We start from the raw sequence: 18,920 nt of genomic DNA, 5'->3' as shown, positions 1-18,920 counted from the left end.
GATCATTGCAACAGAATTTCAGGTCAAAGTTGTTTCTTGCTTTTTGGCCCGCTCCTGTCGGACACTTCAGGCAAGGGGCGCGATGACCCCGATCCGACGAACGCGAGAGGCCCCTACCCGAAACGATCCAGATCTGGCGCCCCGCTGCCGTGCGACATCACCCAACAGGAGCATATTATGCGAATGAAACGACTGATGCTGGGCGCCGCTGCCCTTTCCGTGATGGCCCCCGCCGCCATGGCCGAACGTGGAACCGACGGGCAGCTGAACATCATCTATTGGCAGGCGCCCTCGACGCTGAACCCCTATCTGTCCGCAGGCACCAAGGACACCGAATCCGCCTCGATGGTGCTGGAGCCGCTGGCCGGGTTCGATACCGCCGGGAATGTCATTCCGAAGCTGGCCGCCGAGGTGCCCAGCCGCGAAAACGGCGGCATCGCCGAAGATCTGAAGTCGATCACCTGGAAGCTGAAGCCCGATCTGAAATGGTCCGATGGCTCGCCCGTGACCTCGGCAGATGTGAAATTCACCGCCGATTACTGCATGAACCCCGATGGCGGCTGCGCGCAGCTGGCGCGCTATGAGGGCGTCGAGAAGATCGAGACGCCGGACGATCTGACCATCACCATCCACTTCAAGGAGCCGCGCCCGAACCCCTTCACCGCCTTCACCGGGTCGCAATCGCCGGTATTGCAAAAGGCGCAGTTCGAGGCCTGCACGGGGGCCGCCGCCTCAACTTGCACCGAGCAGAATTTCGGCCCCATCGGCACTGGCCCCTGGGTGGTCAAGGAATTCCGCACCAATGACGTGGTGACCTTCGAGGCCAACCCCAACTACCGCGATCCGGCCAAGCCCGCTTTCGCAACCGCGATGATCAAGGGCGGGGGCGATGCGGCAGCGGCCGCGCGCTCGGTCCTTGAAACGGGCGAGTTCGACTATGCCTGGAACACGCAGGTCGCCCCCGACGTGCTGGCGCAGATGAAATCCGCCGGCAAGGGCGAGACGCTGGCCGCCTTCGGCACGCTGGTCGAGCGGCTGGAGCTGAACATGACCGACGGCTCCTCTGACCAGCCCGAGGGCGAGCGGTCGACCGCGAAACACCCGAACCCTATCCTGTCTGACGAACGCGTCCGCCGGGCACTGTCGATGGCGATCGACCGCGGCATGCTGAACGAGATCGGCTATGGCGAGGCCGGCAAGCCCACCTGCAACCTCGTCCCCGCGCCCGAGGCCTTCGCCTCGGACAACACCGGCTGTCTGGCGCAGGATGTCGAGGGCGCGAAAGCGCTTCTGGATGAGGCAGGCTGGGTGGTCGGCGGTGATGGCATCCGCGAAAAGGACGGGCGGCGCCTGAAGCTGGTCTATCAATCGCCGATCAACCCGATCCGTCAGGATTTTCAGGCGCTGATCAAGCAGTGGTGGCAGGACATCGGCGTCGAGACCGAGCTGAAGACCATCGACGCCTCGGTCTTTTTCGGCGGTGACGCGGGCTCTCCGGATACGTTCCAGCACTTCTATGCCGATGTCGAAATGTACGCGAACAACTTCGACGGCACCGACCCCGAGCCCTATCTGGCGCAACGCGTCTGCGCCAAGATGCCCAGCCCCGAAACCCAGTGGCAGGGCGAAAACATCAACCGCTTCTGCGATCCCGAATATGACAAGCTGGTCGCGGAACTGGGCAAGACCGCCGAGCAGCCCGCGCGGGGCGACATTGCCAAGCGGTTGAATGACATGCTGACCAAGGACAGCATGTCGATCCTGCCGCTGATCGCGCGGGGGCGTTTCTCGGCCAAGTCGGTGACGCTGGGCGGCGTCGACATGGGGGCCTGGGATTCCGAGCTGGCCAACACCGCCGACTGGTTCCGCATCAAGTGATCCGGGCCTGACCGAAGGCCGCCCCACCCGGGGCGGTCATCAGATACGGAGGTGAAATGCTGAATTTCGTCCTGCGCCGGATTCTTTTGGCCATTCCCACGCTGATCTTCATCTCATTGGTGATCTTTCTGTTGCTGGAGGCCTCGCCCGGCGACCCTCTGGGTGACGTGCCCCTGACCGTCCCGCCCGAGGTGCGCGAGAAGATGCGCGAGGCGCTTGGCCTGGGGCAAGAGTGGTACATCCGCTATTTCCTGTGGCTCAAACAGTTCTTCTGGGTCGAGCCTCTGCACTGGTTCGACCAGATCTTCGGCACCTCCTTCAGTCAGGGGATGCAGCGGATCATCAGCTTCCAGACCCGCAGCCCGGCCTTCGACGTGATCGCCCAACGCCTGCCGCAGACGCTGACGGTCGTCGGAATGTCCTATGTGATCGGCGTGATGATCGCGCTGCCCATCGGCATCATCTCGGCCTATCGGCAATATTCATGGTTCGATCAGATCGGCACCTTCATCTCGATGGTGGGGTTTTCGCTGCCGACCTTCTTTACCGGCGTGGTGCTGATCATCGTCTTCGGGATCAAGCTGCAATGGTTCCCCTCGATCTATGACACGACCCATCGGGTGACCGATTGGGACAGCTTCGTGGTGCAGGTGCGGCAGATGGTGATGCCGGTCACCGTGCTGGCGCTTTACAACGCCGCCCAGATCAGCCGCTTCATGCGTGCCTCGATGCTGGACAATCTGCGGCAGGACTATGTGCGCACGGCCCGCGCCAAGGGCCTGTCCGAGAAGGTCGTGGTGCTGAAACATGTGCTGCGCAACTCGCTGATCCCGGTGGTGACGGTCATCGCCCTTGGCCTGCCGACCGTCTTCGGCGGCGCGATCATCACCGAGCAGGTCTTCAAGGTGAACGGTCTGGGCCAGTTGCTGATCCTGGCGATCAACTCGAACGATATTCCCATGGTGATGACGCTGACCTTCATCTTTGCGATCCTGATCGTGACCTTCACGCTGATCGCCGACCTGCTTTACGGCTTCCTTGACCCGAGGATCCGCTATGACTGAGCTGAACGCGAACACGCCCCTGCCTTTGGTGCCTGAGCCCCTGCCCCCTTCCCGTGGCCAGTTGCGCGAGATCTGGCGACAGTTCCGCACCCATCGCGGCGCCATGGTCGGGCTGGTGGTCTTTGTGCTGATCCTGCTGCTTGTGGGCATCGGCCCGCTCATCTGGCGGATCGATCCGACCTATGTCGATTTCCGCGCCCGCAATCTGGGATTCAGCGCCGCGCACCCGCTGGGAACCGACCAGCTGGGCCGGGACACGCTGGCCCGGATGATGGCGGGGGGGCGGATCTCGCTTTCAGTGGGGCTGGTCGCCATGGCCATTGCGCTGACGCTGGGCAGCCTGATCGGGTTGCTCTCGGGGTATTTCCGCCGACTGGACGCGCCGCTGATGCGGGTGACCGAGCTGTTTCTGGCGCTGCCGCTGCTGCCGCTTCTGCTGCTGATGGTGACGCTGTTTCGCGAGCCGCTGGGCAAGTCGCTGGGACCGGCGGGCGGGACCTTCCTGCTGATCGTGATTGCCATCGGCGCGACTTCCTGGATGCAGACGGCGCGGATCGTGCGCGGCGACGTCTTGGGGCTGAAACAGCGCGAGTTCATCACCGCCGCGCAATCCATCGGCACATCGGAACTGCGCATGCTGACGCGCCATGTGCTGCCGAATGTGATCTCTCCCATCATGGTGGCGGCGACGCTGGGGATTGCGACCGCGATCATCACCGAAAGCGCGCTGTCCTTTCTGGGCCTTGGCTTTCCGCCCGATTTCCCGACCTGGGGGCGGCTGCTGTTCGACGCGATCGATCAGATGCAGATGTACCCGTGGCGCGTCATCCTGCCGGGGATGTTCATCTCGCTGGCAGTGCTGTCGGTGAATTACATCGGCGACGGGTTACGGGACGCGATGGATCCTCGCATTCGCGGGCGGTGAGAGTGGCCGCCTCGGCGAATGGGTATTTGGGCAACGAAGAAATCAGGCGCGGAGCAGGGACTGCGCCAGCAGGGCAAGCTGCGGTCTGGGCAGGATGAGGAGCATCGGGCCTTCGATGCTGAGTTCGACGGGGCCGGTGCTGCGGTTGGAGGTGCCGATGCGGCCGTCTGGGGCGAAGTCGAGTCCGTCGATGGGCCATTCGAGACCGGTCGAGCGCCCCGTGGCGGGGCCCATGGGCATGAGCGAAAGGCGGGTGTCTGGAGGCAGATCGAGGCTCAGCTGGGCGGGCGCGAGGGTGATGACGTCCTGATCGGAGAGCAGGATGCAGGGCGGGCCGATCCGGCGCGCGAGCGCGTTCAGCGCGGCGAGGACATGGTCTTGTCTGCCGCCCGAGAAGCCTACGCCGAGGACCAGCGGTGCGTCGATCCGTGTCAGCGCTTTCTCGATATCGGTGCTGTCCTGTTCGGCGATCCGGTGCAGCCGCTCGGCCGGGATGGCGGTGCGGGCGGTGCGGGAGATGCTGTCGAAATCGCCAAAGACCGCCTGTGGCATGCGGCCAAGGGCCAGCGCCTGATCGGCTCCTGCATCGGCTGCGGCGAGGGTGGGTGCCAGGGCGAGCGCGTCTTCGAGATCGCGGGGGGCGAAAGGGCCGCCGCCGACAAGGGTGACAGGTGTGGCGCTGCGCAGGGCCGCGCTCATTCTTCTTTGCCGATACCGGTGAAGATCTTGCGGCAGGGCAGCGCCCAGATCACGCCAAGCGCGATATAGACCAGCACCTCGATATAGATGGGCTGGCGGCCCCAGCGGGCATCCATCCAGTTCACCAGCGTCACCGCCACGATGATGTAGAGCGGCAGCCCGATCAGCAGGATCAGCAGCGACCAGCGCTTTCTTGTCTTCAGATCCATGGCTGTCCTCCGGTCGGGTGGCGGGCGGGGCCTCGAGGCCCCTGCCCTTCGGTTCAGATCAATCCGCGAAGGGATCGGTGACGAGGATGGTATCGTCCCGCTCGGGGCTGGTCGAGAGCAGCGCCACCGGGCACTGGATCAGCTCTTCGATGCGGCGGACGTATTTGATCGCCGCCGCCGGAAGATCGGCCCAGGAGCGTGCGCCCTCGGTCGATTCTTCCCAGCCTTCCATCTCTTCATAGATGGGCGTCACCTTAGCCTGCAGCGCAGCCGCCGTCGGCAGGTAGTCATAGCGCGTGCCGTCGATTTCGTAGCCGGTGCAGATCTTCAGCGTCTTGAACCCGTCCAGCACGTCAAGCTTGGTCAGCGCGATGCCGTTCACGCCCGAGATGGCGCAGGTCTGGCGGACCAGAACCGCGTCGAACCAGCCGCAGCGGCGCTTGCGGCCGGTGACGGTGCCGAATTCACGTCCGCGCTCGCCCAGGCGCTGGCCGTCGGCATCCTCAAGCTCGGTCGGGAAGGGGCCTTCGCCGACGCGGGTGGTGTAGGCCTTGACGATGCCCAGGACGAAGCCGATGGCGCTTGGGCCAAGGCCGGTGCCGGTCGCGGCCATGCCCGACATGGTGGTCGAGCTGGTCACATAGGGATAGGTGCCGAAGTCGATGTCCAGCAGGCTGCCCTGCGCGCCTTCAAAGAGGATGCGCTTTCCCGACTTGCGATAATCGTTCATCACCTTCCAGACGGGCTGCGCGTATTGCAGGAGCTTCGGCGCGATCTCCAGGAGCTTCGCGCGCAGTTCGGCGCGGTTGACGGCCGTCGCGCCCAAGCCCTGACGCAGCGCGTCGTGATGGGCCAGCAGGCGGTCCAGCCGCGCGTCCAGCGTTTCCTCATCGGCAAGATCGGCGACGCGAATCGTGCGGCGGCCAACCTTGTCCTCATAGGCAGGGCCGATGCCGCGACCGGTGGTGCCGATCTTGGCCTTGCCCGCAGCCTCTTCGCGCAGCTGGTCGAGGTCCTGGTGCAGCGGCAGGATCAGCGGGGTGTTTTCCGCGATCATCAGGTTCTCGGGGCTGATCTCGACGCCCTGGGCGGCCAGCTTGTCGATCTCGGAGAACAGCGACCAGGGGTCCAGCACGACGCCATTGCCGATCACCGCCATCTTGCCCTTGCGCACGATGCCCGAGGGCAGCAGCGAAAGCTTGAAGACCTGACCGCCGATGACCAGCGTGTGACCGGCGTTATGACCGCCCTGGAAGCGCGCGATCACATCGGCGCGTTCGGAAAGCCAGTCCACAATCTTGCCCTTGCCTTCGTCGCCCCATTGCGCGCCGACGACCACCACGTTGGCCATGTTCTACCCCTTTGCGGTCATGAATGCCGCGCATGGTATAATGACCTGTGCCCCTAGGGGAAAGCCCATTCGGCAGCATGGCCGCGTTGCGACGCAAGCATCCTGAAAAACCCTTTGGTTCAAATGCCATATCGTGTCAGCCTGAGCCTGCCGCCGGAGCGGGTCCGGCCAGATGAAGGTGATGCAGATGTGTCATGCCTGCGTGATGGAAGATGTGAAGCGTTCGATGATGAGCCGCCGGAGCCTGTTTGCCGGTGCGGCTGCGGCCGGAACTGCGGCGCTGGCGCTTGGCGCGCTGAGCGCGCGCCCGGCGCTGGCGCAAAGCACGGGCAAGGTGGTCGACCTGACCCATGTCTTCGATGAGAAATTCCCGACCTTCGACGGCAAGCCCGGCATCGCCTATGAAGAGGCGGTGAATATCGATCAGGCGGGCTATCAGCTGTGGAAGCTGACAATCTTTGAGCATTCGGGCACGCATATCGACGCGCCGCTGCATTTTTCGAAAGATGGGAAATCGGTCGCGGAACTTGCGCCCGAGTCGCTGATCTGTCCGCTTTGCGTCATCGACCTGACCGCCAAGGCCCGCGACGATGCGAATGCCATGGTCGAGCCTGCCGATATCGAAGCCTGGGTCAGCGCCAATGGCGAGATTCCGAAAGGCGCCTGCGTGGCGATGAATTCGGGCTGGGCGGCGAAGGTCGCATCGCCCGAGTTCCGCAATGACGCTGCCGGGAATTTCGCCTTCCCCGGCTTTTCGACCGCCGCGACCGATATGCTTGCGGGGATGGAGGTTGGCGCGATCGGGGTCGACACGCTGTCGCTGGACCCCGGGAATTCCACGGATCTGGCGGTGCATCACTCGTGGTTGCCCTCGGGGCGTTTCGGGATCGAGGGGCTGGCCAATCTGGACCAGATGCCCGCCAAGGGGGCCACGCTGTTCGTCGGCGCGCCGAAACATGCGCGCGGCACCGGCGGACCAGCCCGCATTCTGGCGATGATGTAACGGGTTGGGCGGGTCGGCGGGGCCGACCTGCCCGCTCAGGCGGCGGCCTGCGCCTTGCCGGGGGCAAAGGGCAGGATCGTGACCTCCTCGCCTTCGAAGATGCAGAAAGAGCCCTGCGGGACTTCTAGCCAATCGGCCTCATCCGCCTCGAGAGGCTCCGACACGACAGCTCGCCCGCCGCGCCCGACCGACCAGCGGTGATAAAGCGTGGGGGCTTGATCGTCGCTGGCATAGCGCAGCGCATAAAGGCGTTGGCCGTCCGAGAATGCGGCGGTCAGGCGGACATAGGGCGCGGTGCCGCGCTGATGGGCCAGATCCTCGAAAGCCGCCGTCGCCCGCGCCATCGCACCTGCCGGATCGCCGTCAAGGCCCGCGCCAAGTGCGGACAGAAACAGCGCCTCGCTGTCGGTCGCGCCCTTGCGATGGGCGTAATAATCGTCGGGGATCAACTGCTCGGCCGCGCGCCGATAGCTGTCATAGCCGCCGAACTGGCCATTGTGCATGAAGCACCAGCGGCCGACGACGAAGGGGTGACAGTTGTTCCGGCTGGTCGCCGTGCCGGTCGAGGCCCGCACATGCGCCATGAACAGATGCGAGCGTACGGTCGCGGTCAGGCTGCGCAGATTGGGGTCTGACCATGCGGGCATGACGTCGCGATAAAGCCCCGGTTCTTCCCGATCCCCATACCAAGCGATGCCGAAACCATCGGCGTTGACGGGTGTATGGCACCGCGTTGCGCCGTGGCTTTGCCGCACGAGCGAATGGCCCGGGCGGCTGATCACATCCTCAAGATAGATGGGACTGCCAATATAGGCGGCCCAGCGACACATGCTCTGCCCCTTTGCGACTTTTCTCCGAGGCTAGCACCAACTTCCTAACGAATCACGTTATTTCGCAGGAGGCGCGACTTCTTCGACGATCACAAGATCGCGCTCGGAGGCATTGCGGGCATGCGACAGCGCTTCCTGATAACCGGCCGAGCGATAGCAGGCCTCGGCCGCCTCAAGGCTGGGAAAGCGCGCCACGACATTGCGCGGACGGTCCCGGCCCTCAAGCTGCACATATTTGCCGCCACGGGTCAGGAACACGCCGCCATGTTCGGCGATCACGACCGTCGCAAGCTTGGCGTAGCGGCCATAGGCCTCATCATCGGTGACGGTGACATTGGCAATCCAAAGCGCGGTCATGCTTTCTCTCCGATCAGGGTTTCAACTGCGGTGATCGCGGCATCCGCCGCCTCAAGGCTGGGCGCGCCACCCTGTGCGCGGTCGGGACGGCCACCGCCACCCTTGCCGCCAAGAGCCGCCGTCGCGGCCTGCACCAGCTCCACCGCCGAGACACGGCCGGTCAGATCCGGCGTCACGCCCGCCGCGACCGTGGCCTTGCCCTCAGCCTCGGCCAGAACGACGACAGCGCCCGAGCCCAGCTTCGCCTTGATCTCATCGACCAGCGGCCCCAGCTCCTTGCCCGAAACGCCATCGACGCGGCGCGCGATCAGCTTGATGCCGTTGATCTCCTTGGGTGCATCCTCGGCACCGCCGACGCCCATCGCCAGCTGACGCTTCAGCTGCGCGACCTCATTGGCCAGCGCCTTGCGCTCATCGGCCAAGGCGCGAACCTTGCTGACCACATCGCCCGCCTGCGCCTTCAGCACGCTGGCGATCTCGGTCAGTTCCGCATCGACGCGGCGCAGCTCTTCCATCGCCGCCTGCCCGGTCAGCGCCTCGATCCGACGCACGCCTGCGGCCGAGGCCGTCTCGGCGGTCAGGGCAAACATGCCGATATCGCCGGTGCGCGCGACATGGGTGCCGCCGCAAAGCTCCAGCGAATAGGTCTGGCCATTGCTGCCCTTGCCCGAGCCTTCCAGCTCACCCATGGACACGACGCGTACCTCATCGCCGTATTTTTCGCCAAACAGCGCCTGCGCGCCCAGACCGCGTGCGTCATCAGGCGTCATGATCCGCGTCTCGACCGGGCTGTTCTGGCGGATGAATTCGTTCACCTCACGCTCGACCTGCGCGATTTCCTCGGGCGACATCGCCTTGGCATGGCTGAAGTCGAAGCGCAGACGGTCGGGCGCGTTCAAGCTGCCGCGCTGAGCAACATGCTCACCCAATGCCCGGCGCAGCGCCTCATGCAGCAGGTGCGTCGCCGAATGGTTCGCGCGGATCGCGCTGCGGCGCGTGTGATCCACCGAAAGCTGCGCCCCCTGCCCGCGCGAGATCGTGCCCAGCGTGACCTCGGCCACATGGATGAAGACGCCGCCCGCCTTGCGCGTGTCGGTGACCCGCGCGGCGCCGGTTTCGGTCTTGATCAGGCCGGTATCGCCCACCTGCCCGCCTGATTCCGCATAGAAGGGCGTCTGGTTCACGACGATCTGGACCTGCTGGCCCTCGCTCGCCTGCTCAATCCCGGCGCCGTCCTGCACCAGAGCCAGAACCTGACCCTCGCTGATCTCGGTGTCATAGCCCAGGAATTCGGTCGCGCCGTGCTGCTCGGCCAGTTCGAACCAGATCGTCGCATCCTTGGCCTCGCCCGAGCCGGACCATGCCGCGCGCGCCTTCGCCTTCTGTTCGGCCATGGCGCTGTCGAACCCGGCGGTATCGACCGCGCGGCCCATTTCGCGCAGCGCATCCTGCGTCAGGTCCAGCGGGAAGCCATAGGTGTCGTACAGCTTGAACGCCGCCTCGCCCGGCAGGTTCGCACCCTCGGGCAGCCTCGACAGCTCATCGTCCAGCAGGCGCAGACCGCGGTCCAACGTCTGGCGGAAGCGGCTTTCCTCAAGTTTCAGCGTTTCCTCAATCAGCGGCTGCGCGCGGCCAAGCTCGGGATAGGCAGCGCCCATCTGGCGCACCAGCGCGGGAACCAGCTTGTACATCACCGGGTCCTTCGCCCCCAGCATGTGGATGTGGCGCATCGCGCGGCGCATGATCCGGCGCAGCACATAGCCGCGCCCCTCGTTCGAGGGCATCACGCCATCCGCAATCAGGAAGCTGGTCGAGCGCAGGTGGTCCGCCACGACGCGGTGATGCACCTTGCCCGGACCGTCCGGATCGCTGCTGGTGGCATTCGCGCTCGCCTCGATCAGGCTGCGCATCAGGTCGGTGTCATAGTTATCGTGCTTGCCCTGCAGAAGCGCGCCGATCCGCTCCAGCCCCATGCCTGTGTCGATCGACTGCATCTCAAGCTCGCGCATCGAGCCATCCTCGAACTGCTCGTTCTGCATGAAGACGAGGTTCCAGATCTCGATGAAGCGGTCGCCGTCCTCATCGGGCGAGCCGGGAGGGCCGCCCCAGATGTGATCGCCGTGGTCGAAGAAAATCTCGGTGCAGGGGCCGCAGGGGCCGGTCGGTCCCATGCGCCAGAAGTTGTCATCGGTCGGGATGCGGATGATGCGGTCGTCCGAAAGTCCCGCCACCTTCTTCCAGATGTTCGCGGCCTCATCGTCGGTGTGATAGACCGTGACCAGCAGCTTGTCCTTCGGAATGCCGAAGTCCTTGGTCAGCAGCTCCCACGCGAAGGGGATCGCGTCGGATTTGAAATAGTCGCCGAAGCTGAAATTGCCCAGCATTTCGAAGAAAGTGTGGTGGCGCGCGGTATAGCCCACATTGTCAAGGTCGTTGTGCTTGCCGCCCGCGCGGACGCATTTCTGCGAGGTGGTCGCGCGCTTGTAGTCGCGATGCTCAACCCCGGTGAACAGGTTCTTGAACTGGACCATGCCCGAGTTCGTGAACATGAGCGTCGGGTCATTGCGCGGCACAAGCGGGCTTGAGGCGACGACCTGGTGATCGTTGCGCTTGAAGAAATCCAGGAAGGTGGAACGAATGTCGTTCAGGCTTGGCATTTCTGGCGATCCCGCTGATAGGCCCTGGGCCGGCGCTGCATATGAGTGTGGAGGATTTCATTATCCCCCGCTGTCGCCTGCGTAAAGGCGCATCCGCCAGAAGTCGACAGCTAGTCGTATCGCGGGATCAGGCGGCCCCTATGACAAAGGGGCCTTTCGGCCCCTTGCGTTCTTCTGGTGATCGCTGCCGATCACTCTTCCATGACGTCGCCATCGCTCTCTTCGGCGGCCCCGAAGTCCAGACCGTGGCTGGCGCGGATCTTGTCTTCGATGGCATAGGCCGTGTCGGGATTGTCGCGCAGGAACTGCTTGGCATTCTCGCGGCCCTGACCGATGCGCTCATCGCCATAGGAATACCACGAGCCCGACTTCTCGACGACGCCCGCCTTGACCCCAAGGTCCAGAAGCTCGCCGGTTTTCGAGATGCCTTCGCCATACATGATGTCGAATTCGACCTGCCGGAACGGAGGGGCCACCTTGTTCTTGACCACCTTGACGCGGGTGGCGTTGCCGATCACCTCATCGCGGTCCTTGATCGACCCCGTGCGGCGGATGTCCAGACGCACCGAGGCATAGAACTTCAGCGCGTTCCCGCCCGTCGTGGTTTCCGGGTTGCCGAACATGACGCCGATCTTCATCCGGATCTGGTTGATGAAGATGACCATGCAGTTCGAGCGACCGATCGAGGCGGTCAGCTTGCGCATCGCCTGGCTCATCAGACGGGCCTGAGACCCCATCTGCATATCGCCCATATCGCCCTCGATCTCGGATTTCGGGGTCAGGGCCGCGACCGAGTCGACGACAACCAGGCTGACCGCGCCCGAGCGCACCAGCGTATCCACGATCTCCAGCGCCTGTTCGCCCGTGTCCGGCTGGCTGATCAGCAGCTCATCCAGATTGACGCCCAGCTTCTTCGCATATTGCGGGTCCAGCGCATGCTCGGCATCGACAAAGGCGCAAACGCCGCCCTTTTTCTGCTCTTCGGCCACCACATGCAGCGTCAGCGTCGTCTTGCCCGAGCTTTCCGGCCCGAAAATCTCAATGATGCGGCCTTTCGGCAGGCCGCCAATGCCCAAAGCGATGTCCAGCCCCAGCGAGCCCGTCGAGGTGGCCTCGATCTCGGCCACCGGATTGTCCGCGCCGAGCTTCATGATCGAGCCCTTGCCGAACTGACGCTCGATCTGGGCCAGAGCGCTGTCCAGCGCCTTTTGCTTGTCAGCCGTTTTCTTGTCGCTCATATCGAAAAGTGTTGCCCCTGCCATGCCGTCCTCACGGTTATTTCACACCCCGAACGCCGGGGCAATCGGTGCCCCACCCGGGCTTATGTTCATGTCTTGTTCTTACTTGCCCCTGAACGCGGGCGTTTGCAAGTTTTTAGTTAATCCCATCACCATCCTTCCGCCGATGTTGGCATGCAGGGGTTAAGATTTGGTTTACAGCAGGGGCACCAACCGATATTTCCCGCAGGTCGACAGTTACGTTTGAAGGGCGGCAGAATGTTGATCTTCTGGGAACGCCGCCTTGTTTTCCTTGCGACGCCGAAAGCGGGTTCAACCGCGATCGAGGCCGCGCTGGAGGGGCTTGCAAACCTGGCCGTCCAACGACCCGCCGAGCTCAAACACACGGATTTTCGCACCTTTCGCCAGTTCATCGCGCCCTGGCTGCAATCTGCCACCGGCGATGCCTTCACGACCGTTGCCCTGATGCGAGAACCGCTCAGCTGGCTGCAAAGCTGGTATCGCTTTCGCCAGCGGGACGATCAGGACGACCCCGCCCACCCCATGACCGGTGTGTCTTTCGCCGAATTCTCCCGGCTGTACGCCAGTGGCACCGCAGGCTCACTGGCCGATGTCGGATCGCAATCGGGATTTCTGACTGACGGCCCCAGCAGGGTCGACCGCATCTTCCGCTATGAGGACATGGAAGCCTTCACCGATTTCCTTGAAGATCGGCTGGATTGCGCTCTGCGACTGCCGCACATCAACGTCCCGCCCGCCGCCGATGTGACGCTGAATGCCGATCAGCATTCCAATCTGATGCAGGCGCTTGAGGCCGATCTGGCGATCTATCGCACGCTTTAAGCGTCAGGGGGTTGCAGGCGGTGCCTCTCGCTCGACCTGGCTTGCCACCATGGTCGTCAGGTCCGACAGAGAAAACGGCTTTGCCAGGAAGGTCGATCCGGGGATCGGCTCTCGATCCTCAGTGAAGACATCTTCTGCATAGCCGGACATGAAGACCACACGGGTCTCGGGCCTGTCTTTCAGCGCCGCCCGCACCCAAGTGGGGCCGTCCATTCCAGGCATCACCACATCGGTGACGAAAATATCGACCGCGACCTCAGGGTCCGTCAGGATATCCAGCGCATCCTCGGCACAGGCGGCCTCAAGGACCTTGAACCCCTGCAGCTTCAGGGCGCGGCTGGCAAAGGCACGCACCGGCGCTTCATCCTCGACCAGAAGAACCGTCGCGTCCATCTCGCGCCGGGGGCGGCTGATGGGGGCTGGCGCGGAAGGCGTCTCATCCTGTGCGACAATTTCCCCCTCATGCGCGGGGAAATACAAAGCAAAGTTGCTGCCTTCGCCCGGGGTGCTGTCGCAGAAGATATAGCCACCGGTCTGTTTCACGATGCCATAAGCGGTCGAGAGGCCCAGCCCCGTGCCTTCGCCCGTGCGCTTGGTCGTGTAAAATGGCTCGAATATCTTGGCCAGAATATCCGGAGAGATACCGCAACCCTGATCGCGCACCGACACCCGGACATATTCACCGGCGGGCAGGATCGCGCGCCCGATCTCGGTCGGGTCGGCAAAGCTGATGTTGTCCGTGGCGATGGTGATGTTCCCACCTTGGGGCATGGCGTCCCGCGCATTCACCACAAGATTCATGATGACCTGTTCAAGCTGACGACGGTCGGCACGGATCGTCCGCAGTGCAGGGTGATGCTCGAATGTCAGGATGATCCGTTCACCGACAAGTCGATTGAGCAGATGGGTCAGGTCGGACAGGGTTTCCCGCAGATCCAGCGGCTGTAACCGCAGCATCTGCTTGCGCGAAAATGCCAGCAGCTGACGCACCAGCGCCGCCGCCCGGTTCGTGTTCTGGCTGATCTGGTCAAGGTCGGCGTAATCGGGATCTGACCGGTCATGACGCAGCATCAACAGGTCGCAATGCCCCCGGATCGCCGTCAGCAGGTTGTTGAAGTCGTGCGCGATCCCGCCCGCCAGCTGGCCGATGGCCTGCATCTTCTGGCTTTGGACGAATTGCGCCTCAAGCGTCTTCAACTCACTCACGTCCGAAAGCACGGCTGTTACCAGCCCGTCCGTCGCAGGCGACAGGCTGATCTGGACGTAGCGGTCGGCGCCATCCGTGCGGAAATGCAGCACCTCGGCCGAGCCCTTCATCCGCCCCATCGACACGTCGCCGACCCAATCCGAGACATTCCTCCCAAGCCCGTCGAACAGCGCGGACAATGTCTGGCCCTCGACATGCGGTCCCAGCAACTCCCGCGCAGAGGCGTTCGCCGAAAGGATTTTCCCCTCAGCGGTCAGCCGAAGCAGCGACACCGGCAGGGATGCGAAATCATCCGACGGCACAACCGAGAGCTGCTGACGAATTTGCTTCAGGTTCGACTTGAGCTGCCAAAGCTGCAGCTCTGACCCCGCCTCACGGCTGATGAAAAAATCGCCCAGCGCCCCCAGATCGGCGGCTGAGCGGCCCGATCTGCCAAGGCTGATCCCGATATCCGACCACATGCGCTCGGGCTCGGCATAGCGGCGGCCCAGAAGATGATGAATCTTCTGTCCGACCAGATCGCCCGCCCGCGCCAGTGCGTCCTCGTTCTGATCGAGGATCGCCCCACCGGGGCCAATGATGAACGCAGGTCCCTCGATATCGGCAATCGCGGCGCGAAGCTGGTTGCAGGCGCGATGCACGGCCAGCCGCCCCCAGATACTCGCAACCGAGATCGAGCCGCCCAGCAGGAACCAGGCAAGAACCGCGCTGCTGCCGATCACCAGCACCATCCCATCAGGTTCCGAGGGAAAAACGGCCAGCAGCAAGGCCCCGACAAGCGCCGGCAGGACAAGAAGCGGCAAAAGCAGATGCCCGGCCCGCGCCGCATCAGCCCTTTCGGATCTTCGCATCATCCTGCCTCGCATTGCCATTCGTGCCCCGAGCCTAGCGCCACACGCGTTAATGCAGGGTTAACGGCGCCGCAAAACCGCCATGAAAAATCCGTCCGACGCCTCAGGCGGCAGGAAAGAGCGTTGGAAATCCTGTTCGAAATCCGGATGACGGGTCAGAAAGGCCGCGATCTGATCGCCGTTTTCGGGCGTCAGTACCGAGCAGGTCATATAGGCCAGATGCCCCTTCGGCGCGACATGCGGCACGACCTCATCAAGGATATCCTTCTGCGTTTGCAACAGGTTGTGCAGCGCAGGCATGCTGAAACGCCATTTCGCATCCGGCGTCCTGCGCCAGGTACCCGAGCCCGAGCATGGCACATCGACCAGAACCAGATCGAAGCTGCCCTTCACGCTGCCGGGCGCGGCGATTTGAATTCGCGCGCCAGCACGTCGTGCGCGCTGCGCCAGGTCGGTCATCCGCGCGGCACTGGCGTCATGGGCAACGACTGAGCCGATGCCACTGGCCGCGAGGGCAAGCGCCTTGCCGCCGCCACCCGCACAATAATCAAGCGCCCGCTTGGCAGCGGGAAGCGCCGCGCAGGCGAGTTGAGGGGAGAGGTCCTGCAGCTCGATCAGGCCATCGCGATAGGCTGACGAGGCGGCAATCTTTCGCGCGCCGTCGGTCACCATCAGCGCCGTGGGTAGCTCCGAATGCGGCTGGCAGGTGATGCCTTCGGCTTGCAGCGCAGCGATAGCCTGCTGCGGATCGACCCTCAGCGCATTGACCCTGAGCCAGACGGGCGCGCGATCCCGCATCGCCAGCGCGACATCCTCGGCGCGGTGACCAAGCGATTGCTGCCACAGCGGCCAGACCTCATCGGGCAGATCCAGCGCCTCAAGTCCTTTCGGAGCCTGCCCGGCAGCCAGCTCGGCTGCAGTCAGGGGGAGCGGTGCATGGCCCTCGCCGGTGAAGACGTTGACGGGGTCGAGGCCGGTTTCGCGGCACATGCCCAGCATCACGCCACGCCCGGACATGGAGCCGCCCAGAGCCGCGCGCGACCGCAGCCGCCGCAGCCCGTCAAAGACCAGATCGCGCACCGCGTTGCGATCGCCCGACCCGGCAAAGCGGCTGGAGCGTGACCAACGCAGAAGCGCAGCCTCGGCGGGCATGCCGCCCAGCACGTGGTCCAGAATGTCGATGGCCGCAGAAATGCGTGCGTTGGGGGTCATGTCGGTCCTGCCCTTCAAGGGCGATAGCGCGGGTGGTGCTGCCCAGAAGCTGTCTGCACAACGGAAAGTCAATCCCGCAGCCGCCCTAGCGCCAGAGAGATCCGCGCGCCGCCCCCTCTCCGTCCGAGAGCATGGTGGCGCGGGTCGCGATCATTGGCCCGCGCGGCGCGTTGATCACCGCCAGCGAGGCGACCTGCCCGGACGGCGCGCTGCCAAGCGGCGCCCCCAGCAACATCACCCGTGCGCGAGGTTCGCGGCGTGGTCCCGCCTGCGCCATCTGGAACTGATTGTAGGTTTCGGGCGCGCCCGTCATCTGGGCAAATCCCCGCGTCTGCAGCATGTCGCGCAGGGTATCGAACCGCGCGAGATAGCGGTTCGCATGCACCGGCGTGCGCGAGTGAAACGCGCCTGCCGCCACCCGCCAATCGCCCGTTTCGGCGTAAAGCTGGCTGACGAATTGCGCGGCATAGCGGGCATTCGTCAAAGGGTCGAACATCTGCGCGACCGACTGAAAATTCTCGCCATGCCAGCGGTAGTTCAACTGAAAGCAGCCGATATCGACATTAGGACGTCCCATGGCGACGCGCTGTTCAGCGAAGGCAATCGCCGATTGCGGGTCGTCGAACCAGGCCCCTTCGCCTTCGGCATTCGCGCTCCACGCCCAGGGGCGCACAACGCCATCGGTTCGCCTGCCGGTTTCGGTCAGCGTCAACGCGCCCAGAATATCGGCAGGCACGCCCGTTTCCGCCGCCGCCTGCTGGGCCGCCCATTCGCAGACATCAGCCGATGGCACCGCCAGCGCGACGCGCGGCAGCAGCAAGAGCAGACAGAAAAGAAGGGCAGAGAGACGCACGGGCACGACCGAAGGAACAGGACACCCCGTCTTACCCTCGGAATGCTTAAGATTCGGTTGGCGCATGAAAAACGGCGCCGGGATCGCCCCGACGCCGCTTTCAATCTTCACCGCAGGGGCTCAGCCCATGCGATAGTTCGGGCTTTCGCGGGTGATCTGCACGTCATGGACGTGGCTTTCGCTGAGCCCTGCATTGGTGATGCGGACGAATTCGCAATTCTTGCGCATCTCTTCGACGGTGGCGTTGCCGGTGTAGCCCATGGCCGCGCGAAGGCCCCCGACCAGTTGGTGGATGACCGCTCCGGCGGCGCCTTTATAGGGCACCTGCCCCTCGATCCCCTCGGGCACCAGCTTGTCGGACGCCGCATCTTTCTGGAAATACCGGTCCGCCGAACCACGCGCCATCGCACCCAGCGAGCCCATGCCGCGATAGGATTTGAACGAGCGGCCCTGATAGAGGATCACCTCGCCCGGGCTTTCATCGGTCCCGGCGATGGCCGAGCCGACCATGGCGCAGCTTGCGCCCGCCGCGATCGCCTTGGCGAAATCGCCCGAGAACTTGATGCCGCCATCGGCGATGATCGGAACGTCGCCCGCGCCCGAGACCGCATCCATGATCGCGGTCAGCTGCGGCACGCCAACACCCGCGACGATGCGGGTGGTGCAGATCGAGCCGGGGCCAATGCCCACCTTGACCGCATCGGCGCCGGCGTCGATCAGCGCGCGCGCGGCCGAGGCCGTGGCGACATTGCCCGCGACCACCTGCACCTCATTCGAGAAGCCCTTGATGCGGCTGACGGCCTTGGCGACGCCCTCGGAATGGCCATGCGCGGTGTCGATCACCACCAGATCGACGCCCGCGTCGATCAGCGCCTGGCTGCGCTCATAGCCCTCTTCGCCCACGGTCGAGGCGGCGGCCACCCGCAGGCGGCCCAGATCGTCCTTGCAGGCCAAGGGGTTGAGCACCGACATCTCGGTGTCCTTCAGCGTCAGCAGGCCGGTCAGCTTGCCCGCGCCATCGGTGACCAGCAGCTTCTCGATCCGGCGGGCCTTCATCAGGTCGATGGCCTGCGCGCGGTCGGCGGGCTCTTGCAGGATCGCCAGATTGTCCGAGGTCATCATCACGCTGACCGGGGTGCGGTCGTCGCTGGCAAAGCGCATGTCGCGGTTGGTCACGATGCCCACGACCCGGCCCTCGGCATCGACCACCGGGAAGCCGGTGACGTTGTAGCGGTCCTGCAGCGCCTTGGCGTCGGCCAGCGTCTGATCGGCACGCAGCGTGATCGGCGTATAGACGATGCCGGATTCGAACCGCTTCACCCGGCGAACCTCGTTCGCCTGCTGTTCGGTGGTCAGGTTGCGGTGAATCACGCCAATGCCACCGGCCTGGGCCATCGCAATCGCCATGCGGCTTTCGGTGACCGTATCCATGGCGCTGGAGAGCAGCGGAATGTTCATCCGGATCTGTTTGGTGACATAAGTCGTCACATCCGCCGTCGACGGCATCACCGAGGAAGCAGCGGGGACCAGAAGGACATCGTCGAAGGTCAAAGCCTCACGAATCTGCATGGGAGCATCCTTGTCAGGGGTTCGTTTGGCAGTTTCCCATTTCACGCCGGAACGGATTTGTCCAGAGCATCCGAAGGCCCTTGCCGCGCATTCCTGCAGAAGCCGGAAACGGTGGGAAAATATCGGCGACGCTGCGGAAAGTTGCCGCAACAACACGGCCCCACCCCATTGATC

16 protein-coding genes are annotated in these 18,920 nt (G+C 64.2%); 5 read left to right on the top strand and 11 right to left on the bottom strand.

The features are described from left to right. Positions 1-177 precede the first annotated feature (177 nt). From IQ24_RS07590 to IQ24_RS07580, 3 genes are read left to right on the top strand one after another with little or no spacing between them, the layout of a single operon-like run. Positions 178-1,878 (top strand): peptide ABC transporter substrate-binding protein, encoded by a 1,701-nt coding sequence (locus tag IQ24_RS07590; protein ID WP_145397216.1) that lies wholly within the window; start codon positions 178-180, stop codon positions 1,876-1,878. A gap of 56 nt (positions 1,879-1,934) precedes the next feature. Continuing rightward, entirely contained in the window at positions 1,935-2,942 is a 1,008-nt protein-coding gene (locus tag IQ24_RS07585) for an ABC transporter permease (protein ID WP_145397215.1), read from the top strand. After that, positions 2,935-3,867 (top strand): ABC transporter permease, encoded by a 933-nt coding sequence (locus IQ24_RS07580; RefSeq protein WP_145397214.1) that lies wholly within the window; start codon positions 2,935-2,937, stop codon positions 3,865-3,867. Before IQ24_RS07585 ends, IQ24_RS07580 begins: the two co-directional genes overlap by 8 nt. 42 nt (positions 3,868-3,909) lie before the next feature. Here IQ24_RS07580 and IQ24_RS07575 read toward each other — a convergent pair whose 3' ends face one another. From IQ24_RS07575 to IQ24_RS07565, 3 genes are read right to left on the bottom strand one after another with little or no spacing between them, the layout of a single operon-like run. Then, on the bottom strand, positions 3,910-4,566 hold the full coding sequence (locus tag IQ24_RS07575) for a thiamine diphosphokinase (protein ID WP_145397213.1): 657 nt from the start codon (positions 4,564-4,566) through the stop codon (positions 3,910-3,912). Beyond that, positions 4,563-4,775 carry a DUF2842 domain-containing protein gene (locus IQ24_RS07570; protein WP_145397212.1) on the bottom strand — a complete coding sequence of 71 codons (213 nt, stop codon included), beginning with the start codon at positions 4,773-4,775 and terminating at the stop codon, positions 4,563-4,565. Before IQ24_RS07570 ends, IQ24_RS07575 begins: the two co-directional genes overlap by 4 nt. A gap of 58 nt (positions 4,776-4,833) precedes the next feature. Beyond that, positions 4,834-6,126, bottom strand: coding sequence for an adenylosuccinate synthase (locus IQ24_RS07565; RefSeq protein ID WP_145397211.1), 1,293 nt, complete (start codon positions 6,124-6,126; stop codon positions 4,834-4,836). A gap of 187 nt (positions 6,127-6,313) precedes the next feature. On the opposite strand from IQ24_RS07565, the gene IQ24_RS07560 reads away from it, so the two are divergent. Continuing rightward, positions 6,314-7,129, top strand: coding sequence for a cyclase family protein (locus IQ24_RS07560; RefSeq protein ID WP_145397210.1), 816 nt, complete (start codon positions 6,314-6,316; stop codon positions 7,127-7,129). Positions 7,130-7,164: 35 nt separating this feature from the next. Here IQ24_RS07560 and IQ24_RS07555 read toward each other — a convergent pair whose 3' ends face one another. The 4 genes from IQ24_RS07555 to recA form a co-directional block, all read right to left on the bottom strand. Further along, entirely contained in the window at positions 7,165-7,959 is a 795-nt protein-coding gene (locus IQ24_RS07555; protein WP_145397209.1) for a class II glutamine amidotransferase, read from the bottom strand. 57 nt (positions 7,960-8,016) lie between these two features. Next, on the bottom strand, positions 8,017-8,316 hold the full coding sequence (locus IQ24_RS07550) for a DUF1330 domain-containing protein (protein WP_145397208.1): 300 nt from the start codon (positions 8,314-8,316) through the stop codon (positions 8,017-8,019). Continuing rightward, positions 8,313-10,973 (bottom strand): alanine--tRNA ligase, encoded by a 2,661-nt coding sequence (gene alaS / locus IQ24_RS07545; protein WP_145397207.1) that lies wholly within the window; start codon positions 10,971-10,973, stop codon positions 8,313-8,315. Before alaS ends, IQ24_RS07550 begins: the two co-directional genes overlap by 4 nt. Before the next feature lie 191 nt (positions 10,974-11,164). Next, positions 11,165-12,235 carry a recombinase RecA gene (recA, locus tag IQ24_RS07540; protein ID WP_145397206.1) on the bottom strand — a complete coding sequence of 357 codons (1,071 nt, stop codon included), beginning with the start codon at positions 12,233-12,235 and terminating at the stop codon, positions 11,165-11,167. A 234-nt stretch (positions 12,236-12,469) separates the two neighbouring features. Here recA and IQ24_RS07535 point away from each other — a divergent pair, with 234 nt between their 5' ends. After that, a complete protein-coding gene (locus IQ24_RS07535) occupies positions 12,470-13,054 on the top strand; it encodes a sulfotransferase family protein (protein WP_145397205.1) in 585 nt (194 codons plus the stop codon). Positions 13,055-13,057: 3 nt separating this feature from the next. Here the strand turns inward: IQ24_RS07535 and IQ24_RS07530 are convergent, their stop codons facing one another. From IQ24_RS07530 to guaB, 4 genes are all read right to left on the bottom strand, one after another. Next, complete coding sequence (locus IQ24_RS07530; RefSeq protein ID WP_242007992.1) at positions 13,058-15,115, bottom strand: PAS domain-containing hybrid sensor histidine kinase/response regulator; 2,058 nt, start codon at positions 15,113-15,115, stop codon at positions 13,058-13,060. 57 nt (positions 15,116-15,172) lie between these two features. After that, positions 15,173-16,324, bottom strand: a complete 1,152-nt coding sequence (locus IQ24_RS07525) for an RsmB/NOP family class I SAM-dependent RNA methyltransferase (protein WP_145397203.1) — start codon at positions 16,322-16,324, stop codon at positions 15,173-15,175. 85 nt (positions 16,325-16,409) lie between these two features. Next, positions 16,410-17,177: a lysozyme family protein gene (locus IQ24_RS07520; protein WP_242007990.1), complete on the bottom strand. Its 768-nt coding sequence runs from the start codon at positions 17,175-17,177 to the stop codon at positions 16,410-16,412. 120 nt (positions 17,178-17,297) lie between these two features. Then, the gene (guaB, locus tag IQ24_RS07515; protein ID WP_145397202.1) at positions 17,298-18,746 is read right to left on the bottom strand and encodes an IMP dehydrogenase; all 1,449 of its coding nucleotides are present in this window, start codon (positions 18,744-18,746) and stop codon (positions 17,298-17,300) included. Positions 18,747-18,920: the final 174 nt, after the last annotated feature.

The organism is Paracoccus sulfuroxidans, assembly GCF_007830335.1.
Lineage (GTDB): Bacteria > Pseudomonadota > Alphaproteobacteria > Rhodobacterales > Rhodobacteraceae > Paracoccus > Paracoccus sulfuroxidans.
The sequence above is the reverse complement of the archived record's forward strand: the minus strand, read 5'-3'. Positions and strand labels throughout refer to the sequence as shown.

Bases quoted from the DNA above. Each gene is read 5' to 3' on its own strand.
- IQ24_RS07590 (WP_145397216.1), top strand. From the start codon at position 178: ATGCGAATGAAACGACTGATGCTGGGCGCCGCTGCCCTTTCCGTGATG.
- IQ24_RS07585 (WP_145397215.1), top strand. From the start codon at position 1,935: ATGCTGAATTTCGTCCTGCGCCGGATTCTTTTGGCCATTCCCACGCTG.
- IQ24_RS07580 (WP_145397214.1), top strand. From the start codon at position 2,935: ATGACTGAGCTGAACGCGAACACGCCCCTGCCTTTGGTGCCTGAGCCC.
- IQ24_RS07575 (WP_145397213.1), bottom strand. From the start codon at position 4,566: ATGAGCGCGGCCCTGCGCAGCGCCACACCTGTCACCCTTGTCGGCGGC.
- IQ24_RS07570 (WP_145397212.1), bottom strand. From the start codon at position 4,775: ATGGATCTGAAGACAAGAAAGCGCTGGTCGCTGCTGATCCTGCTGATC.
- IQ24_RS07565 (WP_145397211.1), bottom strand. From the start codon at position 6,126: ATGGCCAACGTGGTGGTCGTCGGCGCGCAATGGGGCGACGAAGGCAAG.
- IQ24_RS07560 (WP_145397210.1), top strand. From the start codon at position 6,314: ATGTGTCATGCCTGCGTGATGGAAGATGTGAAGCGTTCGATGATGAGC.
- IQ24_RS07555 (WP_145397209.1), bottom strand. From the start codon at position 7,959: ATGTGTCGCTGGGCCGCCTATATTGGCAGTCCCATCTATCTTGAGGAT.
- IQ24_RS07550 (WP_145397208.1), bottom strand. From the start codon at position 8,316: ATGACCGCGCTTTGGATTGCCAATGTCACCGTCACCGATGATGAGGCC.
- alaS (WP_145397207.1), bottom strand. From the start codon at position 10,973: ATGCCAAGCCTGAACGACATTCGTTCCACCTTCCTGGATTTCTTCAAG.
- recA (WP_145397206.1), bottom strand. From the start codon at position 12,235: ATGGCAGGGGCAACACTTTTCGATATGAGCGACAAGAAAACGGCTGAC.
- IQ24_RS07535 (WP_145397205.1), top strand. From the start codon at position 12,470: ATGTTGATCTTCTGGGAACGCCGCCTTGTTTTCCTTGCGACGCCGAAA.
- IQ24_RS07530 (WP_242007992.1), bottom strand. From the start codon at position 15,115: ATGATGCGAAGATCCGAAAGGGCTGATGCGGCGCGGGCCGGGCATCTG.
- IQ24_RS07525 (WP_145397203.1), bottom strand. From the start codon at position 16,324: ATGACCCCCAACGCACGCATTTCTGCGGCCATCGACATTCTGGACCAC.
- guaB (WP_145397202.1), bottom strand. From the start codon at position 18,746: ATGCAGATTCGTGAGGCTTTGACCTTCGACGATGTCCTTCTGGTCCCC.